Origin of the sequence: Ideonella dechloratans (genome assembly GCF_021049305.1) — a bacterium.
Taxonomy (GTDB): Bacteria; Pseudomonadota; Gammaproteobacteria; order Burkholderiales; family Burkholderiaceae_C; genus Ideonella; species Ideonella dechloratans.
The window spans coordinates 2,896,037-2,922,123 of record NZ_CP088081.1; the positions used below are offsets into that span (position 1 = coordinate 2,896,037).

19 protein-coding genes are annotated in these 26,087 nt (G+C 71.4%); 13 read left to right on the forward strand and 6 right to left on the reverse strand.

The window, feature by feature from the left end; all coding sequences use genetic code 11:
- Nucleotides 1-132: 132 nt before the first annotated feature.
- The gene (gene scpC / locus LRM40_RS13475) at nucleotides 133-1,647 is read left to right on the forward strand and encodes a succinyl-CoA:acetate CoA-transferase ScpC (protein ID WP_151121939.1); all 1,515 of its coding nucleotides are present in this window, start codon (nucleotides 133-135) and stop codon (nucleotides 1,645-1,647) included.
- Nucleotides 1,648-1,651: 4 nt separating this feature from the next.
- On the opposite strand, the gene LRM40_RS13480 is transcribed toward scpC, so the two are convergent.
- Both LRM40_RS13480 and LRM40_RS13485 read right to left on the reverse strand, forming a co-directional pair.
- The gene (locus LRM40_RS13480) at nucleotides 1,652-2,911 is read right to left on the reverse strand and encodes a putative Na+/H+ antiporter (protein WP_151121940.1); all 1,260 of its coding nucleotides are present in this window, start codon (nucleotides 2,909-2,911) and stop codon (nucleotides 1,652-1,654) included.
- A 21-nt stretch (nucleotides 2,912-2,932) separates the two neighbouring features.
- Entirely contained in the window at nucleotides 2,933-4,249 is a 1,317-nt protein-coding gene (locus LRM40_RS13485; protein WP_231067549.1) for a glycerate kinase type-2 family protein, read from the reverse strand.
- 172 nt (nucleotides 4,250-4,421) lie between these two features.
- Between LRM40_RS13485 and LRM40_RS13490 the strand changes: the two genes are divergently transcribed.
- Together LRM40_RS13490 and LRM40_RS13495 are read left to right on the forward strand one after the other, a co-directional pair.
- Nucleotides 4,422-5,537, forward strand: coding sequence for a DUF4056 domain-containing protein (locus LRM40_RS13490; RefSeq protein ID WP_151121942.1), 1,116 nt, complete (start codon nucleotides 4,422-4,424; stop codon nucleotides 5,535-5,537).
- Between the two features lie 52 nt (nucleotides 5,538-5,589).
- Nucleotides 5,590-6,984 (forward strand): 8-oxoguanine deaminase, encoded by a 1,395-nt coding sequence (locus tag LRM40_RS13495; RefSeq protein ID WP_151121943.1) that lies wholly within the window; start codon nucleotides 5,590-5,592, stop codon nucleotides 6,982-6,984.
- Nucleotides 6,985-6,999: 15 nt separating this feature from the next.
- On the opposite strand, the gene LRM40_RS13500 is transcribed toward LRM40_RS13495, so the two are convergent.
- Entirely contained in the window at nucleotides 7,000-9,480 is a 2,481-nt protein-coding gene (locus LRM40_RS13500) for a serine/threonine protein kinase (protein ID WP_151121944.1), read from the reverse strand.
- 175 nt (nucleotides 9,481-9,655) lie between these two features.
- Here LRM40_RS13500 and LRM40_RS13505 point away from each other — a divergent pair, with 175 nt between their 5' ends.
- Nucleotides 9,656-13,351 (forward strand): PAS domain S-box protein, encoded by a 3,696-nt coding sequence (locus tag LRM40_RS13505; RefSeq protein ID WP_170288754.1) that lies wholly within the window; start codon nucleotides 9,656-9,658, stop codon nucleotides 13,349-13,351.
- A gap of 21 nt (nucleotides 13,352-13,372) precedes the next feature.
- On the opposite strand, the gene LRM40_RS13510 is transcribed toward LRM40_RS13505, so the two are convergent.
- Both LRM40_RS13510 and uraH read right to left on the reverse strand, forming a co-directional pair.
- The gene (locus tag LRM40_RS13510; protein WP_151121946.1) at nucleotides 13,373-14,569 is read right to left on the reverse strand and encodes a urate hydroxylase PuuD; all 1,197 of its coding nucleotides are present in this window, start codon (nucleotides 14,567-14,569) and stop codon (nucleotides 13,373-13,375) included.
- A 3-nt stretch (nucleotides 14,570-14,572) separates the two neighbouring features.
- Entirely contained in the window at nucleotides 14,573-14,929 is a 357-nt protein-coding gene (gene uraH / locus LRM40_RS13515) for a hydroxyisourate hydrolase (RefSeq protein WP_151121947.1), read from the reverse strand.
- 89 nt (nucleotides 14,930-15,018) lie between these two features.
- Between uraH and LRM40_RS13520 the strand changes: the two genes are divergently transcribed.
- The 9 genes from LRM40_RS13520 (at nucleotide 15,019) to LRM40_RS13560 (ending at nucleotide 24,035) form a co-directional block, all read left to right on the forward strand.
- Nucleotides 15,019-15,774: a GntR family transcriptional regulator gene (locus tag LRM40_RS13520; RefSeq protein ID WP_151121948.1), complete on the forward strand. Its 756-nt coding sequence runs from the start codon at nucleotides 15,019-15,021 to the stop codon at nucleotides 15,772-15,774.
- A 19-nt stretch (nucleotides 15,775-15,793) separates the two neighbouring features.
- On the forward strand, nucleotides 15,794-16,744 hold the full coding sequence (puuE, locus tag LRM40_RS13525; protein WP_151121949.1) for an allantoinase PuuE: 951 nt from the start codon (nucleotides 15,794-15,796) through the stop codon (nucleotides 16,742-16,744).
- Between the two features lie 4 nt (nucleotides 16,745-16,748).
- Complete coding sequence (gene uraD / locus LRM40_RS13530; RefSeq protein ID WP_151121950.1) at nucleotides 16,749-18,545, forward strand: 2-oxo-4-hydroxy-4-carboxy-5-ureidoimidazoline decarboxylase; 1,797 nt, start codon at nucleotides 16,749-16,751, stop codon at nucleotides 18,543-18,545.
- A complete protein-coding gene (locus LRM40_RS13535) occupies nucleotides 18,542-19,804 on the forward strand; it encodes a M20/M25/M40 family metallo-hydrolase (protein WP_151121951.1) in 1,263 nt (420 codons plus the stop codon). Before uraD ends, LRM40_RS13535 begins: the two co-directional genes overlap by 4 nt.
- A gap of 91 nt (nucleotides 19,805-19,895) precedes the next feature.
- Entirely contained in the window at nucleotides 19,896-20,945 is a 1,050-nt protein-coding gene (locus LRM40_RS13540) for an ABC transporter substrate-binding protein (protein WP_151121952.1), read from the forward strand.
- An 89-nt stretch (nucleotides 20,946-21,034) separates the two neighbouring features.
- Nucleotides 21,035-21,844, forward strand: a complete 810-nt coding sequence (locus LRM40_RS13545; RefSeq protein WP_151121953.1) for an ABC transporter ATP-binding protein — start codon at nucleotides 21,035-21,037, stop codon at nucleotides 21,842-21,844.
- Entirely contained in the window at nucleotides 21,841-22,623 is a 783-nt protein-coding gene (locus LRM40_RS13550; protein WP_151121954.1) for an ABC transporter permease, read from the forward strand. Before LRM40_RS13545 ends, LRM40_RS13550 begins: the two co-directional genes overlap by 4 nt.
- A 29-nt stretch (nucleotides 22,624-22,652) precedes the next feature.
- Nucleotides 22,653-23,132: a nucleoside deaminase gene (locus LRM40_RS13555; RefSeq protein WP_211372904.1), complete on the forward strand. Its 480-nt coding sequence runs from the start codon at nucleotides 22,653-22,655 to the stop codon at nucleotides 23,130-23,132.
- Nucleotides 23,133-23,204: 72 nt separating this feature from the next.
- Nucleotides 23,205-24,035, forward strand: a complete 831-nt coding sequence (locus LRM40_RS13560) for an urease accessory protein UreD (RefSeq protein ID WP_151122061.1) — start codon at nucleotides 23,205-23,207, stop codon at nucleotides 24,033-24,035.
- A gap of 16 nt (nucleotides 24,036-24,051) precedes the next feature.
- On the opposite strand, the gene LRM40_RS13565 is transcribed toward LRM40_RS13560, so the two are convergent.
- Nucleotides 24,052-24,723 (reverse strand): glutathione S-transferase family protein, encoded by a 672-nt coding sequence (locus LRM40_RS13565; RefSeq protein WP_151121955.1) that lies wholly within the window; start codon nucleotides 24,721-24,723, stop codon nucleotides 24,052-24,054.
- Nucleotides 24,724-26,087: the final 1,364 nt, after the last annotated feature.

The window sequence follows — 26,087 nt, forward strand, 5'->3', positions numbered from 1 at the left end:
GGGTCGATTCGGGCCTTCTCGGCCAGAGGGTAAACCCTTAAGTTATTTCGCCTAAGTAACAGCGATCATCTCGCCTTCGCTCGTTTCGCGGAATACCCCCCCTCGTTCTTTTTTGCACCTGAGCAGCATCCCATGTCCGACGCTTCCCGCATCCTGAACCCCACCCTGCGCAGCAAGATCATGTCGGCCGACGAGGCCGCCGCCCTCATCGGGCACGGCGACAACGTCGGCATGAGCGGCTTCACCGGCGCAGGCTATCCCAAGGTGGTGCCCGCCGCGCTGGCCCGCCGCATCGACGCCGCCCACGCCGCCGGCCAGGAGTTCCGCGTCGGCGTCTGGACGGGCGCGTCCACCGCGCCCGAACTGGACGGCGCGCTGGCCCGGGCCAATGGCGTCGAGCTGCGCATGCCCTACCAGTCCGACCCCGCCTGCCGCGCCCGCATCAATGCCGGCGAGATGGAGTACCTGGACATCCACCTGTCGCACGTGGCCCAGTTCGTCTGGTTCGGCTTCTTCGGCCCGCTGAACGTGGCGGTGGTGGAGGTCTCCGGCATCCTGGAAGACGGGCGCCTGATCCCCTCCTCCTCGATCGGCAACAACAAGACCTGGCTGGACCAGGCCGACAAGATCATCCTGGAGGTCAACAGCTGGCAGAGCCCCAAGCTGGAGGGGATGCACGACATCTACTACGGCACCCAGCTGCCGCCGCACCGCCAGCCCATCCCCCTGGTGCACCCGAACGACCGCATCGGCGAGGCCTACCTGCGGGTGGACCCGGCCAAGGTGGTGGCGGTGGTGGAAACCCACCACCCGGACCGCAACAGCGCCTTCACGCCGCCGGACGACGCCTCGCGCCAGATCGCCGGCCACATCATCGAATTCCTGCAGAGCGAGGTGAAGCGCGGCCGCCTGCCGGCCAACCTGCTGCCGCTGCAGTCGGGCGTGGGCAACATCGCCAACGCAGTGATGGCCGGCCTGCTGGACAGCCCCTTCGAACACCTCACCGCCTACACCGAGGTGCTGCAGGACGGCATGCTGGAGCTGCTGAAGTCCGGCAAGATGACCACCGCCTCGGCCACCGCCTTCTCGCTGAGCCCGGCCGCGCTGGAAGAACTGACCGCCAATCTGGACCAGTTCCGCGAGCGCATCGTGCTGCGCCCGCAGGAGATCAGCAACCACCCCGAGCTGGTGCGCCGCCTGGGCATCATCGCGATGAACGGCATGATCGAGGCCGACATCTACGGCAACGTCAACTCGACCCATGTGATGGGCAGCTCGATCATGAACGGTATCGGCGGCTCGGGCGACTTCGCCCGCAACGCCTACCTGTCGATCTTCATGACGCCCTCCACCGCCAAGGACGGCAAGATCTCCTGCATCGTGCCCATGGCCAGCCACGTGGACCACACCGAGCACGACGTGCAGGTCATCGTGACCGAGCAGGGCCTGGCCGACCTGCGCGGCCTGTCACCGCGCCAGCGCGCCCAGGTGGTGATCGAGAACTGCGCCCACCCGGACTTCCGCCCCGCCCTGCACGACTACTTCGGCCGGGCGATGGAAGGCGGCGGCGGCCGCCACACCCCGCACCTGCTGCAGGAGGCGCTGAGCTGGCACCTGCGTTACCAGCAGACCGGCTCGATGCGCTGAGGGCTCAGAACAGGCGGAAGGCCGCGATCGCCACCAGGGTGGGGGGCGTGGCGGCCAACAGCAGCGCCAGCGGCTGGATGGCCTGCTGCGAGAAGCTGCCCTTGAGCACCGCAGCGCCGGCCGGGTTGGGGGCGTTGGCGATCAGGGTCAGCCCGCCGCCCGTCACCGCCCCGGTGACCAGGGCGATCTTGAACTCCTGGCTCAGGCCGGGCACCAGCGAGCCCAGGTAGGTCAGCGCGGCGTTGTCGGTCACCGCGGTCAGCGCCGTGGCACCGAAGTACACCGCGTTGGCGTCCATGGACATCAGCAGGGGCTGCAGCCACCACGACTGCAAGCCGCCCAGCACCACCAGCCCGGCCAGGAAGAAGGCCACCATCAGCGCCTCGCGCAGCAGCAGCGGGTTCTGGTAGCGCTCGTAGGCGTGGGTGAAGCCCAGGAAGAACAGGAACAGGCCCATGAACACCGGCGGGTGGTGCGAGAAGGCGGCCACACCGGCCAGGAAGGCCACGTGCACCACCATCACCGGCCAGGGCACCATCTCGCCCAGGGCCGAGGCCTTGCCCGACACGGTGGCCAGCTCGCGCCGGAACAGCAGGGTCAGCACCGCCGCATTGACCACCACCGCCAGCGCGGCCCGGTCGCCGATGTGCTCGATCATGAAGGCCAGGTTCCAGTTCCAGGCTTCGGCCACCATCAGCACCGGCGGCGCGGCAAAGTTGGTCAGCGTGCCGCCGATGGAGACGTTGACGAACAGCACGCCCAGCGCGCCGTACTTGAGCTTCTCGGACACCGGCGCGGCATAGATGCCATTGCGCAGCAGCAGGGCCGCCAGCGTCATGGCCGCCGGCTCGGTGATGAAGGAGCCCAGCAGCGGCACCAGCGACAGCGTGACGAAGAAGATGGCCGCGCTGCGCGGCACCGGCAGCAGCATGGCCACCAGGTGCACCAGGCGCGCGGCCAGCTGCAGGATGGGCCGCGTGCCGGCCATCACCATGATGGCGAACACGAACATCGGCTCGGTGAAGTTGCGACCGTCCAGGTAGTGCACCGCCGCCTGCTTGCCCTGCGTGGCGAACATGAACACCAGCAGCACCATGGCCCAGAAGCCGAACACCACCTCGACCTCGCCCAGCAGGTGCCAGATGCCGGCATGCTCGGGCTGACGGTGGGCCAGCTTCTCGAAGAACTTGGTCGAAAAGGTGTGCAGCAGGGCAACGGCGAAGAGGCCGGCGCCCACCCACTGGATCAGGCTGGTGTCAGTCATGGGGCGCCACCATACCGCAGCTCAGACGACGAGCAGGGCCCGGAAGTCGTTGACGTTGGTCATCGTCGGCCCGGTGACCAGCAGATCACCCAGCGCGCCGAAGAAGCCGTAGGCGTCGTGCCGCTGCAGGTGCTCGGCGGCCGACACGCCCGCCGCGGCCGCGCGGGCCAGGGTGTCGGGCGTGACCCAGGCACCGGCGTTGTCCTCCACCCCGTCGATGCCATCGGTGTCGCCGGCCAGGGCCCAGATGCCGGGCTCGCCCTGCAGCGCCAGCGCGGCGCCCAGCAGGAACTCGGTGGCCCGGCCGCCGCGGCCCGGCGCCTGGCCGCGGCCCGGCGGCGGCAAGGTCACGGTGGTCTCGCCACCGGACAGGATCAGGCAGGGCGACGCGAAGGGCTGGCCGTGCCGACGGCAGGCCCGGGCCAGCGCCGCATGCACCCGCCCCACCTCGCTGGACTCGCCCTCGATCTCGTCGGACAGCACATGCACCGCCAGGCCCCGCTGGCGAGCCAGCGCTGCGGCGGCCTCCAGGCTCTGGCGAGGCGCGGCAATCACCCGGGCTTCGGCGCGGGCGAAGCAGACATCGCCCGGCTTGGGTGTCTCCCAGGCGCCGCTGCGCAGGGCTTCCAGCGCGACCGCGGGCAGCGCGATGCCGTGGCGCTCCAGCAGGGCCAGGGCCTCGGCACAGGTGCCGGGGTCCGGCACCGTCGGGCCGCTGGCGATCACAGAGGGCTCGTCGCCTGGCACGTCGGAGATCAGCAGGCTGAGCACCCGGGCCGGCGCGCAGGCCGCGGCCAGACGGCCGCCCTTGATGGCCGAGAGGTGCTTGCGCACCGTGTTCATCGCGCCGATGGGCGCGCCGCTGGCCAGCAGGGCGCGGTTGACCGCCTGCTTGTCGGCCAGCGTCAGCCCCGGCATGGGCAGGCTCAGCAGCGCCGAGCCGCCGCCGGAGATCAGGCAGATCACCAGGTCGCGCTCGGTCAGGCCCCGGGTCAGCGCCAGCATGCGCTCGGCGGCGCGCTGGCCGGCCGCGTCGGGCACGGGGTGCGCGGCCTCCACCAGCTCCACCCGGTGCGGCCGCTCGGCCCATCCCGGCGGCATGTGGCCGTAGCGCGTGACCACCAGGCCGGAGAGCGGCGCGTCGGCCGGCCACGCCGCCTCCAGGGCCGCCACCATGGCGCCGCCGGCCTTGCCCGCCCCCAGCACCAGGGTGCGGCCGCCTTCGGGCGGCGCAGGCAGATGGGCCGCCAGCATGGCTTCCGGACGGGCCACCCGCACCGCCTCATCGTAGAGCTCGCGCAGCAGGGCACGGGCCCCGGCATCGGTCCAGTCGCTCACCGCGACCTCCGGGCCAGGCAAAGCACAGGGACTCGCTGCAGGACGGGCCGCTCGCTGAAGCGGCGTGGCGGGAAGGAAGGCAAGGGCATGACAGAGCGGAACGCAGAGGTGACAATCGCCGGGAGGCCCGGCCCTGCATCGACGATAGCAGCCGCAGCCCTTCGCTCGCCCGATGTTGTTCCCGCTGCCCCGCTGCCGCCAGACCGGAGGAACCCTGGCAGCCGCCGGCGCCCTGTGGCTGGCCCTGGCCGGCCCGGCCCCTGCCCGGCCGCTGCCACCGGACGAAACACCGCCCACGCCCGTCGGGCGCGGTGGCACCCTGCCCACCCCCACCACCCTGAGCGCCCTGCCCAACACCCTGGCCGACCCGGCCGACCTGGGGCAGCACAGCTGGCTCGACCATGACAGCGAGACCCTGGGCATCCTCTACGCCTGCCGCGCCGGCTTCCTGGACCTGGTGCACATCCGCAATGCCGCCGACTGGGCACTGAACCTGCAGGCCCGTCTGCTGCGCGCGCTGCAGCGGGGCGAGCCCGGGCTGGACGTCGAGGGCGCCGACCGCGGCGTGCGGCTGCACCTCACCTTCCCCGCCGCACTGAGGCCCGAGGAGCGCGAGACCCTGGCCCCGGACCTGGCGCTGCAACTGGCGCGGCGCTACGCCTTCGTCCTGCTGGACTGGCACGAGGTGGCGACCTGGTACGGCCATGGCGTGCTGCCCTTCGTCTCCGAGCGTCCCTCGGCCTTCTCGGTGGACGACACCGCCTCGCACCTGGTGGGGCTGGACCTGGCCGAGCGCGCCCTGGCCGATCCGCAGCGTGCGCTGCTGCCCGCGCTGACCGCCCAGCTGGCCCCCCTGCTGCAGGAACTGGGCGTGCAGCCGCGCCAGCAGACCACGCTGGCCATGGAGCGGGTGCGCGGCCTGTGGTGGAACCCCCATCGCTCCTGGCCGGCCAACAGCTTCATCACACGCCGCCAGGTGGACAGCGGCCACCCCGAACAGACCTTCACCGCCTGGCAGGTGCCCGGCCTGACCGCCTGCGCGGAGCAGCCGGCAGCCCAATGGCAGGTGGACCATCTGGACCACTGGGCCCAGGGCCGCTTTGCCGACTGGGCCCAGGCCTGGCTGAGCCCGGGCGCCCCCGAGATCCTGAGCGCCAGCTTCGGCGAGGACAGCCCGCAACGACGGACCGGCCGGCTGCGCGTGCCGGAGGACCTGCCCGCCGTGCTGGACGAGGTGCGCCGGCGCATGCGCGAGGAACTCGGCCCGCGCGCCGATCAGCCCGACTGAGCACCGCGCCCGCCCCACACCCATCCCTGAACCGACGCTGAACGACCGCCCCATGCCCACACCCGAGCCCACCCTGCTGATCCGCGACGCCGACCTGGTCGTCACGGTGGACGACCAGCGCCGCGAACTGCCCCGTGCCAGCGTGCTGGTGCGCGGCCGCGCGATCGAGGCCATCGGCCCGGCCGACGCCCTGCCGCGCGAGGCCGACGAGGTGATCGACGCGCGTGGCCACATCGTCATCCCCGGCCTGGTCAACACCCACCACCACATGTACCAGAGCCTGACACGGGCCATTCCCGCCGCGCAGGACGCCGAACTCTTCGGCTGGCTCAAGACGCTCTACCCGATCTGGGCCGGGCTGACGCCGGAGATGGTGCGGGTGTCCACGCAAGTCGCCATGGCCGAGCTGCTGCTCTCGGGCTGCACCACCAGCTCGGACCACCTCTACCTCTACCCCAACGGCGTGCGGCTGGACGACAGCATCGAGGCGGCCGAGGCCATCGGCATGCGCTTTCACGCCGCGCGCGGCAGCATGAGCGTGGGCGAGAGCGCCGGCGGCCTGCCGCCCGATGCGCTGGTGGAGCGAGAGGACGCCATCCTGGCCGACACGCGGCGCCTGATCGAGACCTGGCACGACGCCAGCCGCTTCAGCATGCGCCAGGTGGTGGCCGCCCCCTGCTCGCCCTTCTCGGTCAGCCGCGGGCTGATGCGCGACTCGGCCGCGCTGGCCCGCAGCTACGGCACCCGGCTGCACACCCACCTGGCCGAGAACGACCACGACATCGCCTACAGCCGCGAGAAGTTCGGCATGACGCCCACCGAGTACGCCGAGAGCCTGGGCTGGCTGGGCGACGACGTCTGGCACGCCCACTGCGTCAAGCTCGATGGCGCGGGCATCGCCCGCTTCGCCGCCACCGGCACCGGCGTGGCGCACTGCCCCTGCAGCAACATGCGCCTGGCCTCGGGCATCGCCCCCGTGCGCCGCATGCTGGATGCCGGCGTGCCGGTGGGCCTGGGCGTGGACGGCAGCGCCAGCAACGACGGCGCCCACCTGCTGGGCGAGGCCCGTCAGGCCCTGCTGCTGGCGCGGGTGGGGCGGTCCCTCGGGCCTTTCGGATGCGACCACGGGCCGGCCGAGATGACGGCGCGCGCCACGCTGGAAATCGCCACCCTTGGCGGCGCCCGGGTGCTGGGTCGCGACGACATCGGTCACCTGGCCCCGGGCATGGCGGCCGACCTGGCCCTGTTCGATCTGCGCACCCTGGCCCTGGCCGGCGGCGCGGTGCACGACCCGCTGGGTGCGCTGCTGCTGTGTGCGCCCAGCCAGGCGGCCTACACGGTGGTCAACGGCCGGGTGGTGGTGCGCGAAGGCCAGCTGGCCACACTGGCACTGGCGCCGCTGCTGGCGCGGCACAACGCGCTGGCCCGGCAGCTGGCCGGCGGCTGAACCGGCCGCAGCGCCTCAGGACAGCTGGCGGAAGGCCATGACGGCCTGGTTGCGCAGGGTGCGCAGCTGGGCCAGCACCTGCTCGCCCAGCACCAGGCGGTCGGGCGGCAGCAGGTCGGCGTAGATCAGGCCGAAGCTGCTCTGCTTGAGCACCAGCGGCAGCACCAGGAAGGCGCTGGCCCGCACCTGCTGGTGAAACCAGGGCGGCAGGGCCTCGGCGATCGCGCCGGCGGCGGTGTCGTGGATCAGGGTGTCGGCGCCGCGCTGGCAGACCGCGGTGAACAGGTCCGGCGCCTTGCCCGCCGGCGCCTGCAGCGGCACGCGGAAGGCCTGGCAGACCGCTTCCACCCCTTCGCCCACCCCGAAGCGGCCGGTCAGCAGCTCGCCCTTGGCATCGCGCAGGCAGAAGACCACGCGGGAGAAGCCCACCGCGCGGTAGAAGGTTTCCAGCACCATGCGCAGCACCTGGCTGAGATCCACCTGGTCGCTGACCATGGCCTGGGTGACGTCGGCAATGCCGGCCGTCAGCAGGGCCTGCACCAGGGCGCCGTCCTGCGCGGCCTGGGGCAGGCGCAGGGTGGGCTCGGCCGGGTCCGGCAGGGCATCGGGCGGCAGGGTGGTGGCGTCCAGCGCCAGGGCCAGCGTGGCATCTTCGGCCGGTGCCGCCGTGGTGGGGGCCGCCAGCCACTGGCGCACGGGAGAATCCGCCGCCAGCACCAGCGCGCTGGCCTGCACGAAGTCGCCCACCTGCTCGCGCGCCTGGCGCACCGCTTCGGCCACAAGGGCAGACTGCAGGCCCAGGGCCGGGGCATAGGCCTTCGCCAGGGCCTCCAGCCGGCCGCTGGCCTGGGACGGATCGGTGCTCAACAGGGCATCGGCCACCTCGTTGGCCGCGCTGGCCAGCCAGCGCAGGCGCTCGGCCGGCTCGGTCACCGGACGGGTCGGCACGCGCCCCGCGGGCAGGCGCATCACCTGCTGCAGCGGCGTGGGCAGGCCCCAGCGGCGCACCACCTCGCAGCCCAGGGTCTCGTAGTCCACGCCCAGCACCCGCCAGGCGGCGGTCGACTCGCCCACGCGGGCCGCGAGTTCGCGCACCTCCTGGGCCTCCTCGACGAAATAGAAGCCCACCAGCAGGCGCCCCAGGTTGCGGAACATCGCGCCGAGGAAGGCTTCCTCGCGTTCCTGCGGGGTCTTGCTGAAGCCCTGGGCCAGCATGCCGGCCATCAGGGCGCGCAGGAATTCCTGGGTCAGCGCCTGGGCATGGGCCCGGTCGCGCATGTGCTCCAGCAGCACCAGCGACAGCGCCATGTTGCGCACCCCGCTCAGGCCCACCAGGGCCACCGCGCGCGAGACGGTGCCGATGGTGCCGCCGCCCGCATGCACGAAGCTGGCGCTGTTGACCAGGCGCAGCAGCTTGTGGGTCAGCGCCACGTCCTTGAGGATCTCGTTGGACAGGCTGGAGAGGTTGGCCTGCTCGTCGCTGGCCACCCGGTGGATGCGGGCCACGGCCTCGCCCAGCGCGGGGAAATCGCTCTTGTGGCGCATGCGGCGCCAGAGGAATTCCAGCGTGCCCTGGCCGGCGCTCGGTGTGCCGGCGCCCATGTCCAGCGGCATGGGCAGGGTGCTGTTCGCCCCCGCGTCGATGCCGTCCAGCCAGTTGACCAGGGCCTCGCGCAGGGCCTGGGCACTGGCCGTGCGCTGGGCCGGCTCATGGGCCAGGGCTTCGGCCAGGATGGCGCGCAGGTGGGCATCGGCACGGTCGCCCAGGTCCTGGGGCAGCGTCACCGGCACCGTGGCGGCCCGGCGCATGGCCGCGACGGGATCGGCTTCCGGGGTGCGCGCCGGGTGCCCGGCCAGCATCTCCACCAGGATCAGCGCCAGGGAGAACACGTCCATCGCGGGCGCGGGCGGCGCACCGCGGGCGGCCTCGGGGGCGATGTAGCCGGGCGTGCCGACGATGGCGCCGGCCTCGGGCCCGGTCCGGGGTTCCGCCCGCCCGCTGGCGTCCAGCCGCGCGGCGATGCCGAAGTCCATCACCCGGGCATGGCCCTGGGCGTCGATCAGGATGTTCGTGGGCTTGAGGTCGCGGTGCACCACGCCCGCGTGGTGGGCCACCTGCAGGGCATCCAGCACGTCGCAGGCCATGCGCAGGGCCTCGCGCCAGGGCAGCGGGCCGCGCGCCAGGCGCTCGGCCAGCGAACCGCCGGGCACCCACTCGAAGACCATGTAGGGCCGCCCTTCGTGCACGTCGGCCTCGAAGACCGGCACGATGTGCGGGTGACGCAGGCGGCTGACCGCCCGGGCCTCGTGCAGCCAGGCGTCCATCTCGTCCGCCCCCAGCGGCTCGTGGCGCAGCTTGAGGGCCACCTCGCGGTCCAGCTTGGGATCGTGCGCCAGCCACACCGAGGCCTGGGCTCCCCGGCCCAGCGCCCGCCGAAGCAGGAAGCGGCCGACCTGGGTGCTGGGGCGGGGGGCGTGGTTCACGGTGGACAGCATGAGAACAGGCGACAGGGGCGAACCCGCCCCGAGCGAGCGGACACGGCCCGATTACACAGCGCCGGCCGAGCAGGCTAAGCCGCGAAATGCGGCGGCTTCAGGGGCCAAACCGAGGCGGCGCTGCGCTATGCTGAGCAGGTTTTCCGCATTCCCACCGCGGGCCCCCTCGACCCACATGCCGCTGCCCTGCTCGCGTTTTCTGCTGCCCCTGCTGCTGGCGTCCTGCTGGCCACTGGCGGCGTCCGCGGCAGAGACCCCACCGGCCGAGAAGCGGCTGGTGGTCGTCATGGACGACAACTACCCGCCCTACGTGTTCCGCGGGCCCGATGGACGGGTCCAGGGTTACCTGGTGGACAGCTGGCAGCTGTGGCAGCGCAAGACGGGCATCCCGGTGGAGCTCAAGGCCGAGGACTGGTCCCTGGCCCAGAAGGACATGGCCGAGGGGCGGGCCCAGGTGATCGACACCATGTTCCGCACGCCCGAGCGCGAGGCCACCCTGCGCTTTTCGGCCCCCTACGCCGAGGTGCCGGTGCACATCTACGTCCACAAGGACATCGGCGGCATCCGCGACCTGGCCTCGCTGCAGGGCTTCGTGGTGGGGGTGAAGGACGGCGACGCCTGCGTCAGCCAGCTCGCGGCGGCGGGCGTCACCCGCCTGACCCGCCTGGCCAGCTACCAGGCCCTGATCGAGGCGGCCAAGGCCAACACGGTGCGCATGTTCTGCATGGACGGCCCGCCCGCCGACTTCCTGCTCTACCGTGCCGGCATGCACCGCGACTACCGCGCGGTGCTGACCCTGGGCGGCGGCCAGCTGCACCGGGCGGTGCACAAGGCCGATCTGGCCACGCTGAGCCTGGTCGAGAAGGGCTTTGCCGCGTTTTCCGACGACGACCTCGAGGCCCTGAGCCGGCAGTGGCTCGGCCCGGAGGAGCGCGCACCGGCCGCCTGGGAACACTATGTCGGCCTGATCGCCCTGGGCGGGGTGCTGCTGGGCGCGGTCTTCCTGGGCTGGGGCATGGCCCTGCGCCGCATGGTGGAGCGGCGCACCGCCGAACTGCACGGCCAGCGCCGCCAGCTGCAGACCCTGATCAGCACCCTGCCCGACCTGGTCTTCGTCAAGGACCTCTCCGGCCGCTACATGACCTGCAACCCGGCCTTTGCCGAGCGGCATGGCCACGCAGCCGAGGACATCGTCGGCAAGACCGACAGCGAGTTGCTGCCCGAAGGCGAGGCCCAGCTGGCCCGGCAGCGCGACCGAGAAGCCCTGCAGCACGGGCACCGCACCATCGCCGAGGAATGGCTGCGCTCCCCCGGGCAGGCCGAGGCCGGCCTGTTCGAGGTCATCCGCACGCCGCTGCGCGACACCCAGCAGCGGGTGATCGGGGTGGTGGGCATCGCCCGCGACGTCACCCAGTACCGCCAGAACGAGGAGCGGCTCAGCCGCCTCAACCGCCTGTACCGGGTGCTGGCCCGGGTGCAGGAAGCCTCGGCCCTGACCCGCGACGCGGTGACGCTGTACGGTGTCGTCTGCGGCGCCCTCAAGAGCGAGGGCAGCCTCTACGAGGCCTGGATCGGCCAGCCCGACGCGGCCGAGGACTGGCTGCAGCCGGTGGCCCAGGTCGGCTTCATCGATGCCCCCGCACCGGTCCCGCTGCGGGAGGACCCGCCGACCAGCGTGGAAGCCCGCGCCTGGCATGGCGGGGGCATGGTGGTGGATCACCTGCTGGAGGAGGTCGATGCCCCGGGCGACACCCGCGTGGCCGTGGTGCTGCGGGCCGGCAGCCAGCGGCGGGCGGTGCTGAGCCTGTGCGGCGACCGCCTGGGCCCCGAGGAAACCGCGCTGCTGGAGCGCCTGGCGGGCCAGGTCAGCCTGGCCTTGGCCGCGGCCGAGGCCGAGACCACCCGCCGCGTGGCCGTGGCCGCGCTGCAGGACAGCGAGATGCGCTTTGCGCAGATGTTCCAGACCAGCCCGGTGGGCATGCTGCTGTGCCGGGCCAACGACAGCCATGTGGTGGACGTCAACACCGCCTGGCTGGAACTGTTCGGCCAGCGCATCGACGAGGTGATCGGCCGGCCGGTCGAGGCGCTCAGGCTCTCGCCCGCGGGGCAGGCGCACAGCCATCTGCTCGAAGCCATGCTGCGCGAGGGGCACCGGGTCAAGAGCCGCGAGATCGCCTTGCAGCGCCGCAACGGCGAAGCGCTGGACATCGCCTTCTCGGCCACCCGCATGAGCATCGGGGCACAGGACTACCTGCTGGCCTCCTTCGTCGACATCACCTACCAGAAGCTGGCCACGCGCCAGCTGGCCGCCGAGGCCGAACTGCTCGAACGCGAGGTGGCGCGCCGCACCGCCCAGCTCAACAGCCTGTTCCAGGCCCTGCCGGACATGTACTTCCGCCTCTCGGCCGATGGGCGGATCCTGGATGCGCGGGCCGGGAACAACGCCGACCTGGTGCGCCCGGCGCAGGAGCAGATCGGGCTGCACATCGGGGAGGTGCTTTCCGCCGAGGCCACGCAGCTGCTGCTGCAGGGCATCGCGCGGGCCTTGCGGATGCGCCAGCCGGCCACGGTCGAGTACGAGGCCACCCCGGCCCACATGGGCCCGCAGACCTACGAAGCCCGCCTGGCGCCGGACGGCGAGGATGTGGTGGCGGTGGTCCGCAATGTCTCGGAACGCCACGCCCTGGAGGCCGAGCGCGAAGCGGCGCGCGAGCTGGCCGAGCGCCAGGCCCGCCACCGCAGCGAGTTCCTGGCCAACATGAGCCACGAGATCCGCACCCCGCTCAACGCCATCCTGGGCTTTGCCCAGCTGGGGCTGGACAAGGCGCGCCAGACCCCGGCCGAGGAAGGCTATCTGCGCATCCTCGGCGCCGGGCGGCTGCTGCTGGGCATCATCAACGACGTGCTCGACTTCTCGAAGATCGAGGCCGAGCGGCTGGACGTGGAGTCCATCCCGGCCAACCCGCGCCAGCTGATCGAGGCTGCCGCCGACATGATCCGCGAAGGGGCGATCGCCAAGGGCCTGACCCTGGACATCCGGCTGGGCGATGCCCTGCCCGACACCTGTCTGACCGACCCGCTGCGGCTGCAGCAGATCCTGGCCAACCTGCTGTCCAACGCGCTGAAGTTCACCGCCCGCGGCCGCATCGAGCTGCGAGCGGATGTCGAGGGCGAGGAGATCGTGATCGCGGTCAGCGACACCGGCATCGGCATGAGCGCGGAACAGCTCGACCAGCTCTTCGCGCCCTTCCACCAGGCCGACGCCTCCACCACGCGCCGCTATGGCGGCACCGGCCTGGGCCTGACCATCAGCCGACGCCTGGCCGAGCTGATGGGCGGCGACATCCTGGTGAGCTCGCAGCTGGGCCAGGGCAGCTGCTTCGTGCTGCGCCTGCCGCTGCGCGCCGTGTCCATGGCCACCCTGCCGCTGGACCTGCGCGAAGCGGTTCCGCCCATGGGCGAGCAGCCGCTGCGCGGCCTGCGCCTGCTGGTGGCCGAGGACAACGAGGTCAACCAGCTGGTGATCGAGCAGGCCCTGCGCGGCGCCGGGGCCGACGTGGTGCTGGCCGGCAACGGGCGGGTGGCGGTGGAGCGGGTGCGGGCCGAGCCCGGCGGTTTCCACGCCGTGCTGATGGACATCCAGATGCCCGAGATGGACGGCTTCGAGGCCACGCGCCAGCTGCGCCAGATCGCCCCGAGCTTGCCGGTCATCGGCCAGACGGCCCACGCCCTGGCGGCCGAGCGGGAGCGGTGCCTGGCCTGCGGCATGGTGGCCCATGTGGCCAAGCCCATCGACATCGGGCGTCTGATCGCCACCCTGCAGGCCGTCACGCGGCACAGCGGGGGCACCCAGCCGGTGCAGATGGCCTGAGACCGCCGGCGGCGAGCCCGCTCAGGGCATGCCGGCGTCGAACCAGCGGCCCAGCAGGGCCCGCTCCTCGTCGGTGATCTGGGTCGCGTTGTTCAGCGGCATGGCCTTGAGCACCACCGCCTGCTGGTGCAGGGCCATGGCGTTCTTGCGGATCAGCTCGGGGGTGTCCAGTTCGATGCCCTTGTTCTGCACCTGGGCGTTGTGGCACAGCACGCAGCGCTGCTGCACCACCGCCTGCACCTGGGCCAGGGTGGGCACGGGCGCCGTGGCCACCGCCGGCTTGGGCGCGGGGGCCAGGGCCAGCACCACGCCGAGGATCATCGCCACGCCGGTGAGGGCATAGCCCCAGGGGGCACGGCGGCCGGCCAGCTTGGCCTTGTGCCGGGCCACGAAGAACTGGCGGATGGACGCGCCCGCACCCATCATCACGACCAGCACCGCCCAGTTGTGCGGCGCCTCATACAGCCAGCCGTAGTGGTTGGACAGCATGGCGATGAGCACCGGCAGCGTGAAGTAGGTGTTGTGCACGCTGCGCTGCTTGCCGCGCTGGCCGTACACCGGGTCCACCGGCAGGCCGGCCTTGAGCTGGGCCACCACCTTGCGCTGGCCGGGGATGATCCAGTGCGCCACATTGGCGCTCATGGCGGTGGCCATCATCGCGCCCACCAGCAGGAAGGCGGCGCGCCCGGCGAAGAGTTGGGTGGCCAGCCAGGCGGCGAACACCACCACCGCGGCCACCAGCAGGCCCACGATCAGATCGCCATGGCGCCGGCGGCCCAACAGGTGGCAGATCACGTCGTAGACCAGCCAGAACACCACCAGAAAGCCCAGCGCCGCGGCCACTGCCCAGCCCGGCGAGGACCAGGCATGCACCCGCGGATCGATCAGGAAGGTGCGGGCCTGGAACAGGTAGAGCACGGTGAACAGGCCGAAGCCGGTCAGCCAGGTGCTGTAGCTTTCCCAGAAGAACCAGTGCAGCTTCTCGGGCAGCGTCTTGGGCGCCACCGTGTACTTCTGCGGGTTGTAGAAGCCCCCGCCGTGCACGGCCCAGAGCTCGCCGCCCACGCCCTTGTCCTTCAGCACCGGGTCGGTCGGCGGCTCCAGGCTGCTGTCCAGGAAGACGAAGTAGAAGGACGAGCCGATCCAGGCGATGGCCACGATCACATGGGCCCAGCGCAGCAGCAGGTTGGCCCAGTCCAGCAGGTAGGTGGCGTCCATCGCTCAGCTGCCCCGGTAGGTCGAGTAGGCCCAGGGGCTGGCCAGCAGCGGCACGTGGTAGTGGACCGCGGCATCGGCGATGCCGAACTCCAGCGGCACCGCGTCCAGGAAGGGCGGCTCGGGCAGGTCCACCCCGGCCGCACGGAAGTAGGCCGCCACCTCGAACACCAGGCGGTAGCGCCCGGGCTGGAAGGCCTCGGCCTTCAGCAGCGGCCCGTCGGCGCGCCCGTCGTGGTTCAGCACCAGTTCGCGGATCAGTTCAGGCTCGCCGGCCGGAGCCAGGCGGTAGAGGCGGACGGCCATGCCGGCGGCCGGGCAGCCGCGCATCGTGTCCAGCACGTGGGTCGTGAGTTGTCCCATGGGGTGCAGAAAGTGGTTGAAACCTGTGAACCGAAGTGTATACACTTTCGAATACACCGCAAGACATCTGCCAGAAGCCCTTGCCCGACATGGCCCGCCGCCCCGACCCCGAGACGCTTGCCCGCCCCGCCGACACCGGGGTGGACGAAGCCGCGTCCACCCCCGCGACCCCCGGCGAGCGCACCACCACCGACAAGATCGTCGCCTCGGTGACCACGGCCATCGTCGAGCGCCGGCTGATGCCCGGCACCAAGCTGGTCGAGCAGCAGATCGCCGACATCTTCAAGGTCTCCCGCACCGTGGTGCGTCAGGCCCTCAACCAGCTCTCGCGCGACAAGCTGGTCACGCTGGAGCCCGCCCGCGGCGCCTTCGTGCGCGAGCCCAGCGTCGAGGAGGCCCGCCAGGTCTACGAGGTGCGCACGCTGCTGGAAGGCGCGATGCTGCGCGAACTGGCCGGCCGCATCACCGAGGCCCAGATCGCCCGCCTGCGCCAGCACCTGGCCGACGAGGCCGCCGCCATCGCCCGCACCGACGTGAGCGGTCGCACCCGCCTGCTGGCCGACTTCCACAGCCTGCTGGCCGGCATGCTGGGCAACGAGGTGCTGGCCGAGATGCTTTCGGACCTGCTCTCGCGCTGCTCGCTGATCGCGCTGATGTTCCAGAGCTCCCACTCGGCCGAGGAGTCCTCCGGCGAGCATGTGGCCATCGTCGAGGCCCTGGCCCGGCGCGACGGCGAGGCCGCGGTGGCCCTGCTGCGCGAGCACCTGGGCAATGTGGAGCGCAACCTGCGCCTGAACCCGCGCGTGGCCGACCTGGCCACCGCCCTGCAACCTGATGCGCCGTGAACCCCGCGGCGAACCCCCGATGAGCACGCCCGCACGCTACCCCCGCGACCTGGTCGGCTACGGCCGCAAGCCACCCCACGCCCGCTGGCCCGGCAACGCCCGGGTGGCCGTGCAGTTCGTGCTGAACTACGAGGAAGGCGGCGAGAACGCGGTGCTGCATGGCGACGCCGGCAGCGAGCAGTTCCTCTCGGAGATGTTCAACCCCGCCGCCTACCCGGCCCGTCACCTGTCGATGGAGGGCATCTACGAGTACGGCTCACGGGTGGGGGTGTGGCGCATCCTGCGCGAGTTCGAGCGCCGCGGCCTGCCGCTGACCGTCTTCGGCGTGTCGATGGCGCTGGAACGTCACCCCGAGCTGACCCAGGCCTTCGTCGAGCTGGGCCACGAGATCGCCTGCCACGGTTGGCGCTGGATCCACTACCAGAACCTGCCGGAAGAGGTGGAGCGCGAGCACATGGCCCGCGGCATGGAGATCATTCAGAAGCTCATCGGCGAACGTCCCCTGGGCTGGTACACCGGCCGCGACAGCCCCAACACCCGCCGCCTGGTGGCCGATTTCGGCGGCTTCGCCTACGACAGCGACTACTACGGCGACGACCTGCCCTTCTGGTTGCAGGTGAGGAAGAGCGACGGCAGCCTGGCCCCGCACCTGGTGGTGCCCTACACGCTGGACACCAACGACATGCGCTTCTCGCTGCCGCAGGGCTTCAGCCACGGCGACGAGTTCTTCGAATACCTGCGCGACGCCTTCGACGTGCAGTACGCGGAAGGCGACGAGCGCCCCAGCATGATGAGCATCGGCATGCACTGCCGTCTGCTGGGCCGCCCGGGCCGCTTCAAGGCCCTGCAGCGCTTTCTGGACCATGTGCAGAGCCACAGCCGGGTCTGGGTGACGCGCCGCATCGACATTGCCCAGCATTGGCGGGCCGCCCATCCCTTCGATGCCGCCACCGCCTTCGTCTGGGAGTGACGCCATGCCCGCCGCGCTGACGCTGGACCTGCTCAAGCAGGCCGACCACGACACCTTCTGCCGCCTGCTGGCCGGGGTCTACGAACACTCGCCCTGGATCGCCGAAGGCGCCTGGACCCGCCGGCCGTCGGACGGCTTCACCACGCTGGCCCAGCTCAAGCGCACGCTGGTGGAGGTGGTGCGCGCCGCGCCTGAAGCCGCGCAGCTGGACCTGATCCGCGCCCACCCGGAACTGGCGGGCAAGGCCATGGTGGCCCGGACGCTGACCGCCGAATCCACCGGCGAGCAGCGCAGCGCCGGCCTGACCGACTGCAGTCCCGAAGAGTTCGCCCGCCTGCAGCAGCTCAACGCCGACTACAGCGCCCGTTTCGGCTGGCCCTTCATCCTGGCCGTCAAGGGCCCGCGCGGGCTGGGCCTCAGCCGCCAGCAGATCATCGACACCTTCGCCCGGCGCCTGTCGGGCACGAAGGAGTTCGAGTTCGCCGAGTGCCTGCGCAACATCCACCGCATCGCGGAGATCCGCCTGAACGAGAAGTTCGGTGCCGAGCCGGTGCTGGGCAACCAGGTCTGGGACGGGGCCGAGGCCCTGGCCGTGCACAGCGAGCCGGGCTTCGCAGAGCGCGGCGAGCTCACCGTCACCTACCTCACGCCAGCCCACCAGGCCTGTGCCGCCCAACTGCTGCAGTGGATGCGCGAGGCCGGCTTCGACGAAGTCCAGCGCGACGCGGTGGGCAATCTGGTGGGCGTCTACCACGGCAGCGACCGCCGTGCCCCGCGCCTGCTGACCGGCAGCCACTACGACACCGTGCGCAACGGCGGCAAGTACGACGGCCGGCTGGGCATCCTGGTCACGCTGGCCGCGGTGCGCGAGCTGCACCGCCAAGGCCGGCGCCTGCCCTTCGGCATCGAGCTGGTGGCCTTTGCCGAAGAGGAAGGCCAGCGCTACAAGGCCACCTTCCTCGGCTCGGGCGCACTGGTCGGCCAGTTCGACCCGGCCTGGCTGGACCAGACCGACGCCCAGGGCATCCCCATGCGCGAGGCCATGCGGGCCGCCGACCTGCCCGCCACACTGGACGCCATCGCCGGGCTGCGCCGCAGCGCGGCCGACTACCTCGGCTATGTGGAGGTGCACATCGAGCAGGGCCCGGTGCTGGACGACCTGGACCTGCCGCTGGGCGTGGTCACCTCGATCAACGGCAGCGCGCGCTACCGCGGCCGCTACACCGGCGTGGCCAGCCATGCCGGCACCACGCCGATGAACCGCCGGCGCGACGCCGCCACCGCCGCGGCTGAGCTGGCCCTGTTCGCCGAGGCCCGCGCCTCGGCCGACGAGGGCTCGGTGGCCACGGTGGGCCTGCTGGAGGTGCCGCAAGGCTCGATCAACGTGGTGCCCGGCGCCTGCGACTTCAGCCTGGACCTGCGCGCCCCCACCAACGCCCAGCGCGACGCCATGGTGCTGGACGTGCAGCGTCAGGCCCAACGCATCGCCGAACGCCGCCGGGTGCAGCTGCAGCTCGAGGAGGTGATGGTGGCCTCGGCCGCCCCGTCCGACCCGGCCTGGCAGCGCCGCTGGGAGGCCGCCGTGCGGGCCCTGGGCCTGCCCGTCTTCCACCTGCCCAGCGGCGCCGGCCACGACGCGATGAAGCTGCATGAGCTGCTGCCGCAGGCCATGCTCTTCGTGCGCGGCGGCAACGCCGGCATCAGCCACAACCCGCTGGAATCGGTCAGCAACGACGACTGCGAACTGGCGGTGCGGGCGCTGCTGAACCTGCTGGACCAACTCGCCCAGGAAACCCCATGAGCCTGCCCACCGACCACCCGACCTACCTGGCCCTGGACGCCTGGATCGACGCCCACTTCGACGAAGAGGTGCGCACCCTGCAGGCCCTGGTGCAGGTGCCCACCGACACGCCCCCGGGCAACAACGCCCCCCACGCCGAGCGCACCGCCGAACTGCTCACCGGCATGGGCCTGCCGGTGAGCCGCCACCCGGTGCCGGCCGCCGATGTGCAGGCCTATGGCCTGCAGAGCATCACCAACCTGATCGTGCGCCGCGCCTATGGCGACGGTGGCCCCACCGTGGCCTTGAACGCCCATGGCGACGTGGTGCCCCCGGGCGAGGGCTGGACCCACGACCCCTACGGCGGCGAGGTGGTGCCCGATGCAACGGGCGGTCAGCTCTACGGCCGCGCCTCGGCGGTCAGCAAGAGCGACTTCGCCACCTACATCTACGCACTGCGCGCGCTGGAAGCCGTGGCCCGGCCGCAGCGCGGCGCCATCGAGCTGCACTTCACCTACGACGAGGAGTTCGGCGGCGAACTCGGTCCGGGCTGGCTGCTGGCCCAGGGCCTGACCCGGCCCGACCTGCTGATCGCCGCGGGCTTCAGCTACCAGGTGGTGACCGCCCACAACGGCTGCCTGCAGCTGGAGGTGACGCTGCATGGCACGGCCTCGCACGCGGCCTACCCGGAGACCGGCGTCGATGCGCTGCAGGCCGCCAACCGGCTGCTGACCGCGCTCTACGCCCACAACGAGGTGCTGCGCGGTCGCCGCTCCGGCGTGGCCGGCATCACCCACCCCTACCTGAACGTGGGCCGCATCGAGGGCGGCAGCAACACCAATGTGGTGCCCGGCAAGGTGGTGCTCAAGCTGGATCGGCGCATGATCCCCGAGGAGGACGTGGCGGCGGTGGAGGCCGAGGTGCGCACCCTGATCGAGGCGACCGTTGCAGCCTGCCCCGGCATCCGCCTGGAGATCAAGCGCCTCCTGCTGGCCCATTCGCTCAAGCCCCTGCCCGGCCATGAAAAGCTGGTGGCACCGCTGCAGCGCCACGGCGAAGCGGTGTTCGGCGAACCCATCCCCACCTCGGGCACGCCGCTGTACACCGACGTGCGCCTGTATGGGGCCCAGGGCATCCCGGCCGTCATCTATGGCGCTGGCCCGCGCACCGTGCTGGAGTCCAACGCCAAGCGGGCGGACGAGCACCTGGCCCTGGCCGACCTGAAGCGCGCCACGCGCGTGGTGGCCCGCGCGCTGCACGACCTGCTGCAGCCGACCTGAGTCGCCCCGGACACGGCAAGCCCCCCGATTTCGCACGCTTCTTGCAACACCCTTCCCATCCCCGAACCTGCCTTCTCTTCCCGGAGCCCCCATGCGCCTGAATGCCCTTGCCTCCCTTTCCCGCCTGAGCCGCCGCAGCCTGCTGGGCCTGGCCGCCGCGCTGACGCTGCCCGTGCTGGCACAGGCGCAGACCACGCCGATCAAGTTCCAGCTGGACTGGCGCTTCGAGGGCCCCAGCGCCTTCTTCCTGGTGCCCGCCGCCAAGGGCTACTTCAAGGCCGAGAAGCTGGACGTCACCATCGACGCGGGCAATGGCTCGGGCAACGCCGTCAACCGCGTGGCCTCGGGCGCCTATGACATGGGTTTTGCCGACCTGGCCGCGCTGATGGAATTCCAGGCCAACAACCCCACCGCGCCGAACAAGCCGGTGGCGGTGATGATGGTCTACAACAACACGCCCGCCGCGGTGTTTGCGCTCAAGAAGAGCGGCATCAAGACCCCGGCCGACCTGAGCGGCAAGAAGCTGGGCGCGCCGGTGTTCGACGCCGGCCGCCGCGCCTTCCCGATCTTCCAGAAGGCCAACAACGTGGGCAAGGTGGAATGGGTCAGCATGGACCCGACGCTGCGCGAGACCATGCTGGCCAAGGGCGACCTGGACGCCATCACCGGCTTCTACTTCACCTCGCTGCTGAACCTGGAAGCCCGCGGCGTGAAGGCCAGCGATGTGACCGTCATGCCCTTCCCGCAGTTCGGCGTGAAGCTCTACGGCAACGCCATCATCGTCGGCGAAGAGTTCCTGAAGAAGCACCCGGAGGAGGTCAAGGCCTTCCTGCGGGCCTTCACCAAGGGCGCCAAGGACGTGATCACCGATCCCAAGGGCGCCATCGCCAGCGTCAAGGCCCGCGACGGCATCATCAATGCCGATCTGGAAGAGCGCCGGCTGAAGCTGGCCATCGAAAGCTCGGTGGCCACGCCCGACGCCAAGGCCGAGGGCTTCGGTGACCTGAACAAGCCCCGCCTGGCCCTGATGGCCAGCCAGGTGGCCGACGCCTTCCAGACCAAGAGCCGCATCAACCCGGACGCCATCTGGAACGGCAGCTACCTGCCCTCAGCCGCCGAGCGCGCCATCTTCAAGAAGTAAATCCCCCTCGCACCGCGCTGCATGCCTGCCCCTGCGCGGGGGTGGGCAGCCGCCGGTGTGCCCCTGAACGGCCCCACGGGAGCAGCCGCATGAGCTTTGTCGACTTTCGCAATGTCTGGCTCGCCTACAACGACGAGCTGCTGGCCCAGGGCCAGTTCGCGGTGGAGGACATCAATCTGCAGGTCGAGGAAGGCGAGTTCATCGCCATCGTCGGCCCCTCGGGTTGTGGCAAGTCCACCTTCATGAAGCTGGCCACCGGCCTGAAGCGCCCCAGCAAGGGCACGGTGGAGATCGGCGGCCGCGAGGTGGACGGCCCGCTGAAGATCACCGGCATGGCCTTCCAGGCCCCCAGCCTGCTGCCCTGGCGCACCACGGTGCAGAACGTGATGCTGCCGCTGGAGATCGTCGAGCCCTACCGCTCCAGCTTCAAGCAGAAGAAGGCCGAGTACGAGGCCAAGGCCCGTGCCCTGCTGCAGAGCGTGGGCCTGGGCGGCTACGAGGACAAGTTCCCCTGGCAGCTCTCGGGCGGCATGCAGCAGCGCGCCAGCATCTGCCGCGCGCTGGTCCACGAACCCAAGATGCTGCTGCTCGACGAGCCCTTCGGCGCGCTGGACGCCTTCACCCGCGAGGAGCTGTGGTGCGCGCTGCGCGACCTGCAGGCCGCGCAGAAGTTCAACGTCATCCTGGTGACCCACGATCTGCGCGAGAGCGTCTTCCTGGCCGACACGGTCTATGTGATGAGCAAGAGCCCGGGCCGCTTCGTGGTGCGCCGCGAGATCGACCTGCCCCGTCCGCGCGACCTGGAGGTGACCTACACCCCGGCCTTCTCGGACATCGTGCATGAACTGCGTGGCCACATCGGCGCCATGCGCAAACAAGGTGTGGAGGTGGCCCAATGACGACCGCGGCACAACGCGCCAAGCGCCTGGAGCGCTGGTCGCCCTGGGTCCTGCTGCTGCTGATCCTGGTGGCCTGGCAGGCCATCTGCAGCGGCTTCCAGGTCAGCGAGTTCATCTTCCCCAGCCCGCTGCGCATCTGGGACCAGGTGCTGGAATACCGCGACGTCATCCTGGGCCATGCCTGGCGCACCTTCTGGGTGACGATGACCGGTTTCGGCATCGCCATCGTGGTGGGTGTGCTGCTGGGCTTCCTGATCGGCAGCTCGCGCCTGGCCTACGCCGCCATCTACCCGCTGATGACCGGCTTCAACGCCCTGCCCAAGGCGGCCTTCGTGCCCATCCTGGTGGTGTGGTTCGGCATCGGCGTGGGGCCTGCGGTGCTCACCGCCTTCCTGATCTCCTTCTTCCCCATCACCGTCAACATCGCCACCGGCCTGGCCACGCTGGAGCCCGAGCTGGAGGACGTGCTGCGGGTGCTGGGCGCCCGGCGCTGGGACGTGCTGGTGAAGGTCGGCCTGCCGCGCTCCATGCCCTACTTCTTCGGTTCGCTGAAGGTGGCCATCACCCTGGCCTTCGTCGGCACCACGGTGTCGGAGATGACGGCCTCCAACGAGGGCATCGGCTACCTGCTGGTGAGCGCCGGCAGCGCGATGCAGATGGGCCTGGCCTTCGCCGGCCTGGTGGTGGTGGGCGCGATGGCCATGGTGATGTACGAGTTCTTCTCCTGGGTCGAGAAGCGCACCACCGGCTGGGCCCACCGCGGCTCTCAGGCACACTGAGGCCCACCCCGGCTGGGAACACCCGACACATGCTGAGCACCGAACAGATCGAACGCCACCTGCGCGAGGCCCAGGCCGTGGCCGAGCAGGCCATGGCCAGCGGCCACCACCCCTTCGGCGCCCTGCTGGTGGCGCCCGATGGCGAGACGGTGCTGCTGCGGCAGGCCAATGTGGACACGGTCAACCATGCCGAAGCCGTGCTGGCCCGCGAGGCCGCGCGGCTCTATGCCCCGCATCTGCTGTGGGACTGCACGCTGGTCACCACCGTGGAGCCCTGCGCCATGTGCGCCGGCACCCAGTACTGGGCGAACATCGGCCACCTGATCTATGGCCTGGAGGAGACCGACCTGCTGGCCCTGACCGGCAATCACGCGCTCAACCCCACGCTGGCCCTGCCCTGCCGCGAGGTCTTCGCCCGCGGGCAGAAGGCCATCGAGGTGCATGGCCCCACGCCCGGGCTGCGCGAGATGCTGCTGACGCCGCACCGGCATTTCTGGCACCACCGCTGAGCCCCGCGGGGCAAGGCCCCGCTCCCCTACACTGCGCGGTCCCGCATTCAGCGCTTTCAGACTTGCATGCCCATGGGCTGGCACGGCCACCTGCACCTTCAGTACACCCGCGATGGTGAACGCACCGTCGCGCTGGACCGCCACCACGGCCCGCTGCGGGTGCTGCAGCGCCTCTACCCCGAGGGCGAGGCCATCTGCCACCATGTGCTGGTGCACCCGCCCGGCGGCATCGTGGGCGGCGACGTGCTGGACATCACCGTCGAGCAGGCCGCGGGCACGCATGCGCTGATCACCACCCCCAGCGCCACGCGCTTCTACCGCAGCGCCGGCGAGGTGGCCCGGCAGAACCTGGTGGCCCGGGTGGCCGCCGGCGCCCGGCTGGAATGGCTGCCGCTGGAAACCATTGCCTACCGCGGCTGCCTGGCCGAGAACCGGCTGCGCTTCGAACTGGCCCCCGGCGCGCTGATGCTGGGCTGGGAGATGCTGGCCCTGGGCCTGCCGGCGGCCGACGAGGCCTTCACCCGCGGACGCATCACCCAGCACCTGGAACTGCCCGGCACCTGGCTGGAACGCGGCACGCTGGCGGCCGAGGACACCCAACTGCTCGATTCCCCGCTGGGCCTGGGCGGCCAGCGGGTGCTGGGCACGCTGTGGGCCGCCGGCGGCGAGGCCCTGGCCCCGGCCCTGCGCCAGGCCCTTCTGGACGCGGCCCGGGAGGTGATGGCGGTCCATCCCCTGAACGCAGGGGCCGGCGCCACCTCACCGGACCCCGCCGTGGTGGTCAGCCGGGCGCTGGCACCCCGGGTGGAGCCGCTGTTCGAGCTCTGGCGCGGCATCCGCGCCCGCTGGCGCCACCTGCTGTGGCAGCTGGACGAGGCCCCGCCGCGCATCTGGCGAATGTGAGGCCGCCCCTGCGCCCTCAGGCGTAGTCGTACGGCCCGCCCTGCACCAGGGCGCGCTGGTAGGCAGGCCGGGCATGGATGCGGGCCAGCCAGTCGGTCAGGTGCGGGGTGCGTTCGGGCGTCAGCCCGCTGCGCTGGGCCGCCGCCTCCAGCGGAAAGCTCATCTGGATGTCGGCCGCCGTGAAGTCCTCACCGGCGAACCAGGGACGCTGCGCCAGCTCGGCCTCCATGTAATCCAGTTGGGCCTGCAGATTGGGCTCGACGAAGCCCTCCAGCACCTTGGCCGCGATGCCGCGGGCGATGGGCTTGGCGAAGAAGGGCATGGGCGCCGTCCGGATGCGCTGGAACACCAGCTTGAGCAGCAGCGGCGGCATGGCCGAGCCTTCGGCGAAGTGCAGCCAGTAGCTGAAGCGACGCGCCTCGGGCGTGCCCGCCGGCGGGCGCAGCCGACCCTGGCCATGGGTCTCCAGCAGGTACTCGACGATGGCCCCGCTCTCGGCCACGGTGATGTCGCCGTCGGTGATGACGGGAGACTTGCCCAGCGGATGCACCGCCTTCAGCGCCGCAGGCGCCAGCAGGGTCTGCGGATCGCGCTGGTAGCGGCGCACCTCGTAGGGCAGGCCCAGTTCCTCCAGCAGCCACAGGATGCGCTGCGAGCGCGAGTTGTTCAGATGGTGGACGGTGATCATGGCGGGCCCGACAGAGGTGGTGCGCAAACGGCCGATTGTGCCGACGCCCGCGCCCCGGGGAACTTGAGCCGCAAAAGCCCCAGTTTCGGCGGACTTTTCAACCGTCCCGCCCGCCGCCTGTTACAGAAAATCTGGGCTGCCGTACCGGTTTCCTCCGGGCCAGCAGTTCGCCCGGGTATCGCGGAGCGCCTCCATCGCGGGATGCGCTCCTGTCCTCCTCCATACCCTTGTCGAGCTGCCGCCATGACCGCGTCCGCACGTCTTTTCGCGCCTGTGCAAAAGGTGCTCCGGCACCTGCGCCTGTCCACCCAGCTGCTGCTGATCGCCGCCTTGACCGCGGTCCCCCTGATCGTGCTGACCGCCCGCACGCTGAACCAGTGCGGGCAACAGCTGCAGGCCACCGCCAATGAGCTGGCCGGCGCCCGAGCCGTGGGTGCCCTGCTGGAGGTGGCCATCCAGACCCAGACCCACCGGGGCCAGACCAACTTGGCCATGTCCGGCGATGCCAGCGCCGAAGGCGCGGTGGCCGGCACCCGTCCCAAGCTGCAGGCGGCCGTCCAGGCCGCCTCGGCGCAGCTGGCCCAGCACCCCCAATGGCAACTGGACCGGCTGTGGCAACCCATCGCGGACCAGCTCACCCGCCTGGCCGGGGGCGAACGCCAGGGGGACCGGGCGGCGGTGTTCCAGACCCACACCCGGCAAGTGGCGGCGCTGCGGGCGCTGCTGCAGGAGCTGGGCGAGCGCAGCGACTTGCTCTTCGACCCCGAGCCGGACACCTATTTCATGATGGCGCTGGCCCTGCAACGCGCCCTGCCCTTCACCGAACAGGCCGGCCTGGTGCGCGGCCAGGGTGCCGGCCTGCTGGCCCGCGGCCAGGGCACGCCGCAGGAGCTGGCCCAGTTCCAGGGCCGGGTCGCCCTGCTGGGCGAACAGCTGGCCCTGGCCCAGACCGAGGTGGCCGCGCTGCGGCGCGCAGGCGTGCCGGCCCCGGCGGGCTACGAAGAGGCCGTCAAGGCCACCCAGGCCTTTCTGGATCTGGTGCAGCAGGACTTCGCCACCGGCCAGCCCCAGGGCGAGGCCCGGGCCTTCTTCGCCGCCGGCACGCAGGCGGTGCAGGCCATCAAGACGCTGGCCGAAGGCGCCAGCCAGGCCCTGGCCGAGCGCCTGACCCAGCGCGAGGCCGGCTTGCGCCAGGCGCAGTGGATCGCCTTCGCGCTGGCCGCGGCCTGCTTCCTGGCCCTGGTCTATTGCGGCCTGGCCTTCCACCTGGGCACCACCGACGCACTGCGCCGCGTCAGCAGCGTCGCCGCAGCCGGTGCGGCCGGCGACCTGACCCGGCGGACCGAGGTGCCGGGCAGCAACGA